General features: G+C 62.9%; 11 protein-coding genes. 6 read left to right on the top strand and 5 right to left on the bottom strand.

What is annotated here, in order from left to right:
• Positions 1 to 62: 62 nt before the first annotated feature.
• The 3 genes from accB to CHB69_RS00450 all read left to right on the top strand — a co-directional run bounded on the left by accB (position 63) and on the right by CHB69_RS00450 (position 3,387).
• A complete protein-coding gene (gene accB, locus CHB69_RS00460) occupies positions 63 to 548 on the top strand; it encodes an acetyl-CoA carboxylase biotin carboxyl carrier protein (RefSeq protein ID WP_089214031.1) in 486 nt (161 codons plus the stop codon).
• A gap of 11 nt (positions 549 to 559) precedes the next feature.
• A complete protein-coding gene (gene accC / locus CHB69_RS00455; protein WP_089214030.1) occupies positions 560 to 1,921 on the top strand; it encodes an acetyl-CoA carboxylase biotin carboxylase subunit in 1,362 nt (453 codons plus the stop codon).
• Between the two features lie 71 nt (positions 1,922 to 1,992).
• Positions 1,993 to 3,387 (top strand): L,D-transpeptidase family protein, encoded by a 1,395-nt coding sequence (locus tag CHB69_RS00450; RefSeq protein WP_089214029.1) that lies wholly within the window; start codon positions 1,993 to 1,995, stop codon positions 3,385 to 3,387.
• A 79-nt stretch (positions 3,388 to 3,466) separates the two neighbouring features.
• Here CHB69_RS00450 and CHB69_RS00445 read toward each other — a convergent pair whose 3' ends face one another.
• Positions 3,467 to 4,687 (bottom strand): winged helix-turn-helix domain-containing protein, encoded by a 1,221-nt coding sequence (locus CHB69_RS00445; protein WP_141133879.1) that lies wholly within the window; start codon positions 4,685 to 4,687, stop codon positions 3,467 to 3,469.
• Between the two features lie 84 nt (positions 4,688 to 4,771).
• Here CHB69_RS00445 and CHB69_RS00440 point away from each other — a divergent pair, with 84 nt between their 5' ends.
• Together CHB69_RS00440 and CHB69_RS00435 are read left to right on the top strand one after the other, a co-directional pair.
• Positions 4,772 to 6,208: a serine hydrolase domain-containing protein gene (locus CHB69_RS00440; RefSeq protein WP_089214027.1), complete on the top strand. Its 1,437-nt coding sequence runs from the start codon at positions 4,772 to 4,774 to the stop codon at positions 6,206 to 6,208.
• Between the two features lie 59 nt (positions 6,209 to 6,267).
• Entirely contained in the window at positions 6,268 to 6,765 is a 498-nt protein-coding gene (locus tag CHB69_RS00435; RefSeq protein ID WP_089214026.1) for a nuclear transport factor 2 family protein, read from the top strand.
• Positions 6,766 to 6,778: 13 nt separating this feature from the next.
• Here CHB69_RS00435 and CHB69_RS00430 read toward each other — a convergent pair whose 3' ends face one another.
• From CHB69_RS00430 to CHB69_RS00415, 4 genes are all read right to left on the bottom strand, one after another.
• Positions 6,779 to 8,023, bottom strand: coding sequence for a dicarboxylate/amino acid:cation symporter (locus CHB69_RS00430; protein ID WP_089214704.1), 1,245 nt, complete (start codon positions 8,021 to 8,023; stop codon positions 6,779 to 6,781).
• An 82-nt stretch (positions 8,024 to 8,105) separates the two neighbouring features.
• The gene (locus CHB69_RS00425) at positions 8,106 to 9,428 is read right to left on the bottom strand and encodes a dicarboxylate/amino acid:cation symporter (protein WP_089214025.1); all 1,323 of its coding nucleotides are present in this window, start codon (positions 9,426 to 9,428) and stop codon (positions 8,106 to 8,108) included.
• Positions 9,429 to 9,530: 102 nt separating this feature from the next.
• Positions 9,531 to 11,078 carry a sensor histidine kinase gene (locus CHB69_RS00420; RefSeq protein WP_089214024.1) on the bottom strand — a complete coding sequence of 516 codons (1,548 nt, stop codon included), beginning with the start codon at positions 11,076 to 11,078 and terminating at the stop codon, positions 9,531 to 9,533.
• Positions 11,079 to 11,088: 10 nt separating this feature from the next.
• On the bottom strand, positions 11,089 to 11,754 hold the full coding sequence (locus CHB69_RS00415; protein WP_089214703.1) for a response regulator: 666 nt from the start codon (positions 11,752 to 11,754) through the stop codon (positions 11,089 to 11,091).
• A gap of 405 nt (positions 11,755 to 12,159) precedes the next feature.
• Here CHB69_RS00415 and CHB69_RS00410 point away from each other — a divergent pair, with 405 nt between their 5' ends.
• Positions 12,160 to 14,766, top strand: a complete 2,607-nt coding sequence (locus CHB69_RS00410; RefSeq protein ID WP_089214023.1) for a TonB-dependent receptor plug domain-containing protein — start codon at positions 12,160 to 12,162, stop codon at positions 14,764 to 14,766.
• The last annotated feature ends 12 nt before the right edge of the window (positions 14,767 to 14,778 follow it).

Raw genomic sequence — 14,778 nt, 5'->3', positions numbered from 1 at the left:
AGGGCGCGATCGAAAACAGGGGTCGAGCGCCACCAAGGCGCCGCAACAGCAGGAATTATCACATGGGTGACCATAAAGAGCAGGGTATCAACATCGATCCGGCCTTCGTCCGCGCGCTTGCGGAACTGCTCGACGATACCGGGCTCTCCGAAATCGAGGTCGAGGACGGCGAGCGCAAGGTGCGCGTCGCGCGGGCGCTGACCGCCGCTGCGCCCGCGCCGATCGCGGTCGCCCCGGCGCTTCCGGCCGCCGCGCCGCCCGCCGCTGCTGCTCCTGCTGCCCCCGCCGCAGCGGCGCCCGCGGCCGAGGCCTTTCCCGATGCCGTCAAGTCGCCGATGGTCGGCACCGTCTATCTCGCCCCCGAACCCGGCGCGCCCAATTTCGCGAGCGCCGGCGCCGCGGTGAAGGAAGGCGACACGATCCTGATCATCGAGGCGATGAAGGTGATGAACCCGATCACCGCGCCCAAATCGGGCACGCTCAAGGCCCTGCACGTCGAAAACAGCCAGCCGGTCGAATATGACCAGCCGCTGTTCACCATCGACTGAGGGCAAACCCGATGAGCATCGAGAAACTGCTGATCGCCAACCGCGGCGAGATCGCGTTGCGCATCCATCGCGCGGCGCATGAAATGGGCATCAAGACGGTTGCGGTCCACTCGACCGCCGACGCCGACGCGATGCACGTCCGCCTTGCCGACGAGGCCGTGTGCATCGGCCCGCCGGCGGCGAAGGACAGCTATCTCAACATCCCCGCGATCATTTCGGCCGCCGAAGTCACGGGCGCCGACGCGATCCATCCCGGCTATGGTTTCCTTTCGGAAAATGCGCGCTTCGCCGAAATCATCGAGGCGCACGACATCGTTTTCGTCGGCCCCAAGCCCGAGCATATCCGTACCATGGGCGACAAGGTCGAGGCAAAGCGCACCGCGGTCGAACTCGGCCTGCCCGTGGTTCCGGGCTCGCCGGGCGCGGTCACCTTTGGCGCGGAGACGAAAAGACTTGCCGAAGAGATCGGCTATCCGGTGCTCATCAAGGCGGCGTCGGGCGGCGGCGGCCGCGGCATGAAGGTCGTGCCCGACGCGGCGAGCCTCGAAAGCCTGATGGGTCAGGCGGCGAGCGAAGCGGCCGCGGCTTTCGGCGATTCGACCGTCTATATGGAGAAATATCTCGGCAACCCGCGCCATATCGAATTTCAGGTGTTCGGCGACGGCAACGGCAACGCCATCCACCTCGGCGAGCGCGACTGCTCGCTGCAGCGCCGCCACCAGAAGGTGCTCGAGGAAGCCCCCTCGCCCGTCATCTCGGCCGAGGAGCGCGCGCGCATGGGCGGCATCTGCGCCGACGCGATGGCGAAGATGGGCTATCGCGGTGCGGGGACGATCGAATTTCTTTGGGAAAATGGCGAATTCTTCTTCATCGAGATGAACACCCGCATCCAGGTCGAGCATCCGGTGACCGAGATGATCACCGGCTTCGACCTCGTGCGCGAACAGATCCGCATCGCCGATGGGCGCGGGCTGTCGGTCGCGCAGGAAGACCTCGAATTCCGCGGCCACGCCATCGAATGCCGGATCAATGCCGAAGACCCGCGCAGCTTCATGCCTTCGCCCGGCAAGGTCACCGCCTATCACCCCGCGGGCGGTATGCACGTCCGCGTCGATAGCGGACTTTACGCGGGCTATTCGATCCCGCCCTATTACGACAGCATGATCGGCAAGCTGATCGTCTATGGCCGCACGCGCGAAAGCTGCATGATGCGCATGCGCCGTGCGCTAGAGGAAATGGTCGTCGGGGGCGTCAAGACCAACATCCCGCTCCACCAGGCCTTGCTCGCCGATCCCGACGTGATCGACGGCAACTACACGATCAAATGGCTCGAGGAATGGCTCGCAAAGCAGGACGCCGAAGCAAAGGAATAGGCGGCTTTCCTAACGCTTCGGCGGCTTTCCGCCGCCTTCCAAACCCCTCGGAACTCGGCTATGGCAAGATCATGGCCCTAATCTCCCCCCGTTTCGCGCCCGCAGCGGCGCTCCTCCTTCCGCTCGCGCTTGCGGGCGCCCCCTCATTTGCGCAGACCGCGCCTACGGACGTCAAAGAGGATTCGGTCGTCCTCCAGCCCGACAAGGTCGCCGACGATGCGCCGGTCGTCGAAACGCTGGCCGAAGCCAATCTGCCGAGCTGGAGCGAGGATAATGCCCGCGCGCTGCTGACCTTCATTCAGCATGTCGGCGAGGAAGGCCTTTTCCCGCAGGACTACAACCCCCAAGGCCTGCAGGCGGCGATCGCGAGCGGCAATCAGGTCGAACTCGACAAGGTGGCGACCGACGCCTTCCTGCTGCTCGCGACGCATCTGCGCGACGGACGCACGCCCAATGCGGCGCGCAAGCAATGGTTCATGGACGACACCGATTCCGACAGCACGCCGCTGATCCCGTTGCTCGATTATGCGCTGACCGCGAACGACGTCGCGATGACGCTCGCCGGCCTCGACCCGGTCCATCCGAATTTCGCGCTGCTCAAGGCGGCGCTCGCCACCGCGAAAACGCCTGCGGACGAGAATATCATTCGCGTCAACATGGAGCGCTGGCGCTGGATGCCGCGCGACCTCGGCGACGGCTATGTCGTCACCAACGTTCCCGAATATCTGACCCGCGTCGTGCGGAACGGCACGGTCATCGCGACGCACAAGGCGGTCGTCGGCAAGCCCTCGACCCCGACGCCGCAGCTCAACCCCATGGCGACCGGCGTGATCCTCAACCCGACCTGGACCCTGCCGCGCAGCATCATCGCCGAGGGCATCGGCGCGACGATCGCGCATAATCCCGCCTCGGCGCGGCGCCAGGGCTATACGTGGACCGGCAGCGGCAAGACGCTGTCGGTCGTTCAGCAGCCCGGTCCCGGCAACGCGCTCGGCGTGATGAAGCTCGAAATGCTCAACCCGCACGCCATCTATCTGCACGACACGCCGTCGAAGGGCGCGTTCAATGCCGAGAAGCGCGCCTTCAGCCACGGCTGCATCCGCACCGAAAAGGCGCTCCATTTCTCCGGCCTGATGGCGGTAATGTTCGCGGGCGCGACCCCGGAAGAGTTTGGCGAAGTCGTCGCGAGCGGCAAGACCACCCGCTTCGAATTCGAACAGCCCTTCCCGGTCTATGTCGCCTATTGGACCATGGTTCCCGACGACAAGGGCGGCGTGAAGAAACTCGCCGACCTATACGGCCGCGATGCGCCGGTCGTCGCGAGCTTTGCCGAAAGGGGCCGCCCGACCGCGGTGCTCATCTCGCCCACGCCGCCGCCGGTCGTGCCGACGACGACGACCGCAGCGCGCCAGCCGACGCAGAAGACGCCGAGCGCAGAGGCTCCGGGGATGTCGGGGATCTACTGAGGCGCGCGGGGCCGGCCGGTATTGAAAATGGTGCCGGCTCCGGTCGCAGATCCCTGCGGCATCGCTGCCCCAGCAGGCGCTACGGATCAGACTTGGACAATAATTCCCGTTCGAGCGCTTGCACGTCGCGCGCAACGAAAGGCATGGTTTGCTGCGCAATTCGCATATCATTCAAGGCCTCGCGGCGTTGACCCAAAGCCATCTTGGCGCGTGCAAGCGTAAACCGAAAATCACCTATCCCGGGATAAGCCTCGACGAGGCGATCGGCCACTAGCGCAGCCTCTCGCGCGAGCTGTGTATCCGCCCCGTGCCGGAGGACGAGATCGGCCTTCACTCGGGCAAGAAGCGACGCGGCGGGCAGAAAACCGGGCCGGGTCGTCGTCATTGTCTCAAGCAACCGTCGCGCCGCATTCAGGCTCCGTAGTTCGCCGGTGCGCCAGAGTGCCAGCGCCCGAAGATAGGAAGAACGAACGGCGACATCCTGCTGACCAAAACCGGCTTTCCCCAACTCCGGCGACAGTGCGGCAATGCCGGGATAGGCATTGTTTACGAAATGCCGGAGCGCTCGCTCGTAATCGCCGGGACGATATTCATAATTCTCCGCATAGAGAACTGCGCGCGATTGATCATCGACAAGCTGGACCGACAGACGAAATCCAGTGCTGGTGGGGACGAGCGCAAGCGTCGCCCGAAGGTTCGCTTGCGCGTCCGAACCCGAGAGGGCCGGTCGATCAAGGACGCGCACGCCTTCGATTTTCGACAGGTCGCGAACGAGGGCGGCGCGGGCGCCGCTCCAGTCCGTGCCGTCGATGCCGGGCGTCACGCCGCCGCTTTCGACCGCGATCGTGACCGGTGTCGAGCCGGCCGGAAAGCGGCCCCAGAAAATCGACGCGGCAACGATGGTCGCGACCAGCGCAAGCCCTGCGGTCAGGCGCCACGGTGAACGACGCGATGCCTCAGGACCCAAAATGCCGATGCGAAGCTCCGTTCGATAGCCCGCATTACGCACGGACTCGATCGCGCGGTCGGGCGCGCCGATCGAGGTCAGGCTGTCGCGCAGAAGCTTGACACGCTGCTTCATCGTATCGCGCGTGACCGCCGCCCCCCACACCACCTGTTCGATTTCGGCGTAGGCGACATGTTCGGGTGCGCGTTCCGTCAGCAGCAAGAGCAGCCGAAAGGAAAGATCGGGAAGCCGGGTTTCGCGATCGCCTGCGGCTACCACGCGCCTGCGGCGACAGATGCGAAGGTCGACATGTTCCTTTGAGGCAGGCGCCGGGGTCATTTCACCAAAATTCACCTTTCTTTTCTTGCTGCAACGGTTGCCGGCCCATCAATTGGAGCGGCCGGGTCATGTGAATCCGTCCCACCGCTGCGAGGTCCGATGAAGTCCATTTTCTCTCTGGCGTCCGTTATTGCCGCTGCGTCGATAGGATGCAATGCAACGTCCACCTATGCCGCCGAAGACCGCCTGGCGGGCGCCCGCCGTGTTGCCGATGCGATACTGGACGCGCAGTGGCAGGCGAGTGGCGTTCCGGGCATGTCTGCCGCAGTCGTTCGCGACGGGCATGTGCTGTGGACCGGCACGGCGGGATACCGCGACCGCGAAAAGCGGCTCCCCGTCGAACCGGCGACGAGCTTCCGTCTCGCAAGCGTGTCCAAGCTCGTCACGGCGACCGCGGCGATGCGCCTCTTCGACCGCGGCGCGCTCGATCTCGACGCGCCGGTGCAGCTCTATGCGCCGCAGCTTCATTTGTCATGGAGTCCGGTCAGCGCGCGCCAGCTGGCGGCACACACTTCGGGCATTCCGCACTATCAATCGATCGATGATAATCGCGGCGGGCGGCGTTTCGCCTCGGTGCAGGACGCGGTCGCAACATTCGCCGATCGCGACCTGCTTTTCGCTCCGGGGACCGGCTATAATTACAGCTCCTATGGCTACACCCTATTAAGTGCCGCAATCGAAGCACGCGCAGGTGTCCCCTTTCTTCAGTTTGTCGCGCGCGATGTCACCAACGGACTGGACATCCGGCCCGACATCCATCCGGATCGCGCAAACGACAGCATCGCTTATGAATTCGTCGACGGCGTGCCTGCAAAAGCAGCCGCGCATGACTATAGCTACTCGTGGGGCGGCGCCGGTTTTCGGGGGTCGGCCCCCGATGTCGCGCGGTTCGGCGCGCGCGTGCTCGATACGCAATTCCTGTCGGCGCGCGCCCGCGCTGCAATGTGGACGCCGACGCGGCTGATCGACGGGTCTGCCGTGGCGGACCGCGACGATCTGATCGGTTTCGGCTGGCGCATCGGCTCCGACAGCAACGGGGAACGCATCGTCCATCATGCCGGCGTCGCGATCGGTGCTCGCAGCGCGCTCCTCCTGTACCCCGACCGCGGGGAAAGCGTCAGCCTGTTGTCCAATGCCGTCTGGGTTTCGGACATCAAGGAAACGGCTGCGATGCTTGCGATGCCTTTCCACATGGAAGCCGTAAGCGAAAGCGCGCCCTGTCCAACCGGAACGACGCGCTATGACGGGCAATTCGCTGGCGAGGCGGTTTCAGGCTACGCCCGCTTCCGGGTCATCGATGGCATCTGCCGAGGAGAGCTGGATGCCGCCAATGCAGCGGGCACCTGGTTCAACGCTTTCCCGCAAGCGGACATCGAACATTTCACGGTAATCGCGCTGACGGCTGATGCCCGCTTTGATCGCGCTGCGTTGGTGACCTCCACCGGGACCTATCATTTCAGGCGCCAGGCCGATGGGAGCCTCGTAGCGGTTCTGGGGCCTTCGCGGCTTTTGACGGTGCGGCTCCGGAGCGATTGACGGAAAATCGGGGCCGCTTGCCCGGATGGCAAGGAATAGCTTAAAAATGGAGTTTACCGATGATTGGCTTTGCGCTTGTCGCCTCGCTGCTGTCGATGGCAGCCGACCCGATTTCCGCCCCGCGACCTGCCTATACGGATGCGCAGGCGAAGCATGATCTCAACATATTGATCGAGACATTCCGCACTGCGATACTTCGCAAGGACAAAGCGGCATTTCTCGCGCTGTTCGCGGATACCCCAATTATATGGCAACCCGTGGACAGCGATGCACGATTGGCCCAGTCACATTCGCCTGGAAAGAGCCGAACGAAAGTTGCCAGCGATCCCGCCAATGGGCCGCGATGGTTCATCGAGAACATCGTTGGCAGCAGCAATCGGCACGAAGAGACATTCGAGAATATCCAGATTCAGAACGATAATGACATCGCGTCCATCACATTCGATTTTTCGTATCGCGTGAATGGCAAGCCGATCACGGTCGGCAAGGAATCCTGGCATGTCGTGCGCAGCGAGAAGGGTTGGAGAATCATATCGGTAATATTCTCCCGTGGCTAGCGTCCGCGCTCGGTCATGTCATTGCTGGACGCTCCGGCGAAACGGATTGCTGGTCATATCGACCGACCACAGTCGTCGCTATGCCGTTGCCCAGCACGTTGGTTGCGGTGCGCCCCATGTCCATGAACTGGTCGATGGCGAGTACAAGGGCCACGCCTTCGACTGGCAGCCCGAACTGGGCGAGCGTCGCCGCGACGACGACGAGACTGGCCCTGGGCACTGCGGCCATGCCCTTGCTCGTGACCATGAGCATCAGCAGCATGGTGATCTGCATCCCCAGCGGCACATGGATTCCATATGCCTGGCAGATGAAAATCGTGGTGAAGGTTGCTGACATCATCGAGCCGTCGAGATTGAAGCTGTAGCCAAGCGGCAGGACGAAGCTGTAAACCCGGCGCGGCACGCCGAAGCCATCGAGCCGTTCCATCAGCTTGGGCAGCGCGGCTTCGGAAGATGCGGTAGAGAAAGCGATCATCAACGGTTCGCGCAGATATTTGACGAGCCGCGGCAGATCGCGGCCCAGGAATCGCACGCCCGCGCCCAGCAGCACCAACCAGAGCATGGCCAGCGCCATGTAATATTCGCCAATGAGCTTTGCGAAAGCACCGAGGATACCGACGCCGTGCTCGAGCATCGCCGACGACAGCGCGCTGAAGACTGCGAGCGGAGCCACCGCCATGACATATTCCGTTACCTTCAGCATCAGCGCGACCAACGATTCCACCACCACCACCAGCGGCTTGCCCCGGTCGCCGATGGCGCACAGGCCAAAGCCCACGAAGAGCGAGAAGACGACGATCTGCAGGATTTCATTCTCGGCCATCGCTTCGGTCATCGAGGCTGGGAATATGTGAAGTATGAACCCCCTCAGGTCGAGTTCGCGCAGCTCCACCGTCGCAGAAGACTGCGCGGTATGCAGGTCGAGGCCTATGCCCGGCTCGAACAGGTTGACCAAGATGAGGCCGATGGTCAGCGATACGAGGCTGGCGATCAGGAACCAGGCCATAGCGCGAAAGCCGATGCGGCCAAGACCCGAGCTGTCTCCGCTATGGGCGATGCCATAGACCAGTGTAGAGAACACGAGTGGCGCGATGATCATCTTGATGAGATGGAGAAAAATTTCCGCCGGCAGGTGGAGCATCGTCGCGGCATTTTTTGTCGCTTCGCTGTCCGTTCCCGGCCCCGCCCGCAAGGCCAGCCCCGCGACGATGGCCAGCCCTATCGATGCGAGGACATAACGGGTCATGTTGCCGTTCATCATCGGCATGGCTCCTGCTTGCGGACACCTGTCCGCGCTGCGCGGGTCGAATTGCATCGGTTTGCGAGCGCTTTTGCGCGCCTCAGGCACTTTTTCGTCGGGCCAGCACAGGCTCCTCGTGCGACACCGCAGGCTCCCGGTTGATCGCGACCGCGATCGCGAGGTCCCCCACCACGTTGACCAGAGTGCGAAACATGTCGAGCAAGCGGTCCATACCGATGACGAGCCCGATCCCTTCCGGGGGCAGTCCCGTCAGAGCCAGCACCGTCGCCACGGCAGGCAGGGCGCCCGCCGGGACGCCGACCGTGCCCATCCCCGCCAGCGTTGCGATAGCGAAGACCAGCGCTTGTCGGTCGATCGGCAGGTCCTTGCCGAAAAATTGACCGACGAACAGCACCGTCACCGCGATATAGATCGTCGTCCCACTCTGGTTCGAGACCGTGCCGATTCCGAGCACCGGCCGCGCTATCCGGCCGGGCAGGTTCAGGTCGGTTTCGGCAACTTTCAGCGCAGCGGGCAGAGTCGCGTTCGAGGATGAGGTGCTGAAGGCGATCAACGCGGCTTCCTGGACCGCGCGCAGAAACACGAACGGCGAGACATCGCCCCGCATCCACACCACCACGAAAAACGTGACTACGACCTGCAGGATAAGCGCGGTAACGACCACGGCCACATAGGCGCCAAGGTAGATCAGCAGGTTCCACCCGAACACGACTGTGAAGTCGAACATGAAGCAGGCCACCGCCAGAGGGGCGAAGCGCGCCACCAGCGACAGCACTTTCATGCTGACGGTAAACATCTTTTCGCAGCCCGTTAGCAGCCAGCGCCCGCTGTGCTTTCGCAGCATCGGAACTGTAGCGCCGATCGCAATGGATATGAACACCATGAGCATTACGGCCCCATTGGCCGACCGCAGGTCCGGTACGAGGGTTTCGAGGCTGATCGGGAAATGCGGCGTATGCAAGGCGAGCAACTGCCGGCCGACTTCCGCGGGTAGTCCGTCGCCCGGCCGGAACAGATTGGCCATGGCCAGCCCGATCAGGGCAGCAGAGATCGATACCGCCAGCATGTAGATGATGGTCGTCGCGAGCAGACCCGGAACCCCGGTCTTGCCCCGCAGACGCGACAACCCGGTTACGATTGAGGAAAACAGCAGGGGTACGATGAGAAGGAAAAGCACGCCGAGAAATAGCTGTTCAACCGGCCGCACGAACCATCGCAGCAATTCCAGCGTCATCAGGTGATTGGGCGCGAAGAGTTTGACACAAGTGCCACCCGCACCACCGAGCACAAGGCCCGAAAGCAGGAGGATGTGAGGCCGCAGCACAACGCCGCCTGAAGGAGCGGCAGGCCGTCTAGCCCGATTCCCGCGTCGCGCAAGGTGTGGAAAGGCCGGTCGCCCCATCGCTCGATCGTCGTCCCGCTGTCTGAAGCGACCCGGACCGTTGCCGGCGGTCAGAATCGGATTCGGAAAACTGATGTGCTTGAGTTTGCGCCGCAAACTCTGTCAGCAAGCTGTCATCTCTTCGGTCGGGTCGAAATTCGTTTCGATTTCTTCGTTCGCGTGCCTCGTTGCAGGCTGGAATTCGATCACGGCGAGCGTGCCGCGTCCGTCACGGCCGCTGGTCAGAAACACATGTGCTCCCATTCGCTCCCCCAGCGCGCGTACGATCGGCAGGCCGAGCCCGCTTCCCGATGGCGCATCGACCCCGGGCGCGCGATAAAAGCGTTCCCACACCTTTTCCCGGTCTGCCGGAGCGATGCCCGGACCGTCATCTTCGATCTCGACCACCGGCATCCCGTCGCTTTGCAGCACGCGAACGGTTACCGAACCGTCCGCCCGGTTGTAGCGGATGGCGTTGTCGACGAGATTGCCGATCATTTCGGTAGCGAGCATGGGATCGCCCAGCGCCGCAAGGCCGGCCTCTTGAGCTTCGAAGCCAATGTCCATCCGCGCGGTGTCGGGATGCGTGACGCGCGTAGCCAGTATCTCGGCCACGAGCCCGGTCAGGTCGAAGGCGTTCAACGGAGTTTCGGCCGAGGACTGTTCATCCATCCGCGCCAGCGTAATGAGCTGGGCGAGCAGGCGCTCGAGCGATTCGACCGCCGCCGCGATATCGGCGAGCGCCGTCGCGCCTTGCGGCGTGGACGAACCATAGCGACCGAGCACGTCGACATGGACGCGTACGATCGCGAGCGGGGTACGCAATTGGTGTGACGCATTAGCGGTGAACTGGCGCAGCGACTGCACCGCCCGTTCGTTGCGTGCCATCAGATCGTTGAAGGCGCTGGCCAGCGAACGCGCTTCCAGCGGATCTCCGGGTGACAATGCGACGCGCACATTTGGTGTAGCGCGCTTGTGCGCCTCCTCGATTTGCTGCGTCAGCGATGCGAATGGGCCTAGCCCCCAGGTGACGGCCCCGTAAAAGAGCAGGACTGCAATCATGACGACAAGGATGCCCGCACCAAGCACGCGCAAATAATAGGTCTGTTCATAGGCCCTGCGATCGTCGATGAAATCGGCCACCTGGATCGCAACCGGCCGCTCCGAACCCGGGAACTGCCGTATTTCGGTCGCCACCCGCACCGGCCGGCCGCCCAGCATGGCGTCTCGCAGGTAGGTCGGCTGGATCACCCCGGTGCTGTCGCGGTCATCGATGTAGCCGGTCGCCAGCCGTCGGTCGCGGTAGTCCTGCGGGAAACCGGCCGGATCGTGCAGCGGCAATGTCGCCGCGGGCCTCACAAGATAATCCTCTGGCGGAAGCAAATCCGGCGTGCCTGTCACCAGCCTGTCACCGTCAAAGACGCTGTAGACGGGCAGCGGTGCGGACCGGGTCCGCAGCAGCTCCACGGCAAGGGTGAGCAGGCTCTCGTGCGTGGCGCGCTCCGCCTCAATCGCCCGGCTGATCGTCAGAACCGAACCGACAAGGAGTCGGTCCGACGCGGTCGAGATCGTCCTGTGAATCATCCAGCAGGTCGTGCCGCCGAAAGTGATCGCCAGGGCGAGCAGCGGCATCATCACAGCCGCGGTCAACCGGGCGCGCAGCGATTTCATCGCGCGCCCGTCAACTGCCCTCCAGCATATAGCCAAGCCCGCGTACCGTTCTTATCGTCGGGCCGTCAGGCATCAGCTTGCGCCGAAGGCGACCGACATAGACATCGAGCGCGTTGGGCGCGACAGCGTCGCTGAAATTGAATACCTCGCTGGTCAGGCACTCGCGGGTGACGACTTTTCCCAACCGGCCCATGAGCGTCTCCAGCACGGCCAGCTCCCGGCGGCGCAGTTCGATGGTCGAGCAATTGATCTGGACCGTGCGAGTCGATCGGTCGAGGCTTAGCGCCCCTGCGCGCAACACCGGGTCGGGTGTACCCAGCCCGCGACGGATCAGCGCTCGTGCTCGCGATTCCAGTTCGCGCGGGTGAAAGGGCTTGGCCAGATAATCGTCGGCGCCACGATCGAGGCCTTCGATCCGGTCGCTTATTGCATCTCGCGCGGTCAGAATCAGGATCGGCGTCTGAATCTCGTTGCGACGAAGCCGGCTCAACACCTCCAGCCCGTCCATGTCGGGCAGGCCCAGATCCAGGATTACCAGATTATAGGGTTCGCTGCGGAGCACCCCGATCGCTTCTTCGCCCGTCGACACATAATCCAGTGCGAAACCGGCCCCCGTCATCGATGCGCTCATGCCGCGCGCAAGGCTGCGGTCGTCTTCCACAACAAGGATACGCAACAACTCCTCCTCACATCGAGTTGCGGCACCACCCCCAATCCGGACGGCGAACCAGATTTCGCTGATACCCGCCGAGGGATATTATTGTTGTTGAGTCGGCAGTCTTGGGATCGAACCTGTCACCAAGCTGTCACTGACGCGCAATTTCTTTTCGTTCCCGGCCGAAACAGTGACAGCTTGGTGACAGGTCGTCCAGCCTAACCAATCCCCACTCGCGAAAAAATTGCTTGCCGAACGATCGAGGGTCGATCGTGCGCCGATTCCGGTGCCGCGTTCGGGCGGGCGATCCGGCGGGTCAAAACAGGGATGAAGCCAGGAATTATCTCATGGATTCAGCTCCTTAAAACAATGTTCCACGGGAGGGAAATTCGACAACTTCCATGAAACAAAAAAGGGGCCGATCCAATGAAATTCAGGGAAACCGCATCATTTGCCGCACTCGCCGTTGCGCTCGGCCTTATGCCCGCGCCCGCGCTGGCCGAGAGCGCCGAAGCCGCAGCCGGCGAATCGGGCGACGTGATCATCGTCACCGGCACCCGCACGCTGGGGATGAATGCAGCGGACAGTCCCGCCCCAGTCCAGATTCTGACGTCCCAGAATCTCGAATCCACCGGCTCACCCGACCTCATGCAGACGCTGGCGCAGAGCCTGCCGACGATCCAGGCGCAGGCCTTCGGCAGCGATCTTCAGGCGCACAATCTGCAGATGAAACTGCGCGGCCTGAGCCCCAATCACACGCTGATCCTGATCAACGGCAAGCGCCGCCACGGCACCGCCAATGTCTCGATAGCGGGCGGTCCCTACGGCGGTAGCGCCGCACCGGACATGAGCTTCATCCCCGCTGCCGCAATCGGCCATATCGAAGTGCTGCAGGACGGCGCGGCGGCCCAATATGGCACCGACGCCATCGCCGGGGTCATCAATATCATCCTCAAAGACAATGACTATGGCGGCGCGCTCAGCGGCACGGCCGGACAATATATGGACGAAGGCGGGGATACTTACAGCCTGTCGGCCAATTTCGGGTTCGCGCCGATCGAGGATTCCTATTTCAACGTCACCGTCCAGAAAAAGAAGAAGGGCTTCAGCTTCCGCGGCGATGTCGATCCGCGCGTCTATGGCGACAATCCCGTCGCGGCGAGCAACCTCGCCAAATACCCGGACGTCGTGAACCAGGACCACTACCCCTACGTCAACCGCATCATGGGCGATCCCGAGATCGAGCAGACCACGGTGATGTACAATGCCGGATACCGTTTCGGCGATTTCGACCTCTACAGCTTCGGCAGCTACGGCCACAAATACGCCCGCGCCTATGAAAATTATCGCACGCCCGGCATCGTCGTGGCCGCGGACGGCACGCCCTTTTATCCCACCGGCTTCTCGCCACTCGAGGCCGTGCGTGAAACCGATTATTCGGTCACCGGCGGTATCAAGGGGATGTTCGGCGATCTCGGGTTCGATCTCGCTTCGACATATGGCGATGATTTCGTGGGCGTCTATGTGGAGAATTCAGCCAACGCCTCGCTCTACGCGGACACCGGCTTCACCCCGACAGAGTTCCACGATGGTGACTTCAAGGCCACCCAATGGACCAACACGCTCGACCTCACCTACCCGCTGGAGATCGGCCTTCCCGAGCCGGTGAATATCGCAGCGGGCCTCGAATGGCGGCGCGAGACCTATGGCATCGTCGATGGCGATCCCGCCTCCTACTACGGCAGCGGCGCGCAATCATTCTTCGGTTATGCGCCGGAAAATGCGGGCAGCCACCACCGCACCAACTTCTCGCAATATCTGGACATCTCGTTCAAGCCGACCGAGGCCTGGCTCGTCGATGGCGCGATGCGCCACGAACATTACAGCGACTTCGGCGACACCACCGTGTTCAAATTGACCAGCCGCTACGACATATCCGACTCCTTCGCGGTCCGCGGCACGGTTTCGACCGGTTTCCGCGCGCCGACCCTGGCGGAAGGCTTTTACTCGGGCATCTCGGTCGGCCCGAACTCGGTCGGCGGCGTGCTGCCCGCCAACTCGGCGGCGGCGGCATCCCTTGGCTTTGGCGGCCTGAAGCCCGAGAAGTCGACCAATTTCAGCGCCGGTATCGTCTTCAACCCGACCCCGCGCCTGACCATGACGCTCGATGCCTATTGGATCGACATCCGCGACCGCATCATGATCACCAGTTCATTCTACGGCTTCTACGGCAAATATTGCCCGGAGGATTATGCGGGCACCAATGCGGCCAGCTGCGTCGCCTATAACGAAGACACCTACAATATCTACAATCAGCAGGCGGTCTATGACGCGGTATCCTCGGCGTTGGGCGGTTCGATCCCGAGCTACGTCCTGCTCACCGACGGTCAGCGCAACATGGATGGCACGGTGCGCATCCAGACCTTCGCCAATGGCGCCGACATGCGCACCCGCGGCGTCGACTTCACGGCCAATTATGAATTGCCCACCGACATCGGCATGATCGACCTGTCGCTCACCGCCAACTACAACGAGAACAAGGTCAAGAGCGTCGCCGACCTGCCCTCGGCGCTCTACACCAGCACCGTAGATCCGGCCGCGACCGCCATCATCAACAAATATACGGTCTGGCAGCTTGAAAAGAGCACGCCCAAGTTTCGCGCCGCGCTCAACGCCCACCTGGAATCGGACAGGTTCAGCGTGAACCTTCGCGAGAGCTATTATTCGCGGGTCTCGGCACTCGAAACCACGCCGGGCAACAGCCCGCTCGCCGGTGCCGACCTCGTCGTCCCGGTAAAGGCGGCCTTCATCACCGACGCAGAGATCGGCTACAAGGTTACCGAGGGTATCAAGCTCTCGATCGGCGCCAACAACCTTTTCAACAAATATCCGACCAAGCGGTCCTACGAAAATATTCGTGCCGCGCAGCTGGCGTCGGGCTCCGCAAGCTACGGCACCAACGTCTATCCGACCATTTCACCTTACGGCATCAACGGCGGCTACTACTACGGCCGCGTGAACCTGACTTTCTGAACCGGCGGCGGC

Origin of the sequence: Sphingopyxis indica, from assembly GCF_900188185.1 — a bacterium.
GTDB classification, from domain to species: Bacteria; Pseudomonadota; Alphaproteobacteria; order Sphingomonadales; family Sphingomonadaceae; genus Sphingopyxis; species Sphingopyxis indica.
Note: the sequence above shows the minus strand (reverse complement) of the source record. Positions and strands in the feature narration are given on the sequence as shown.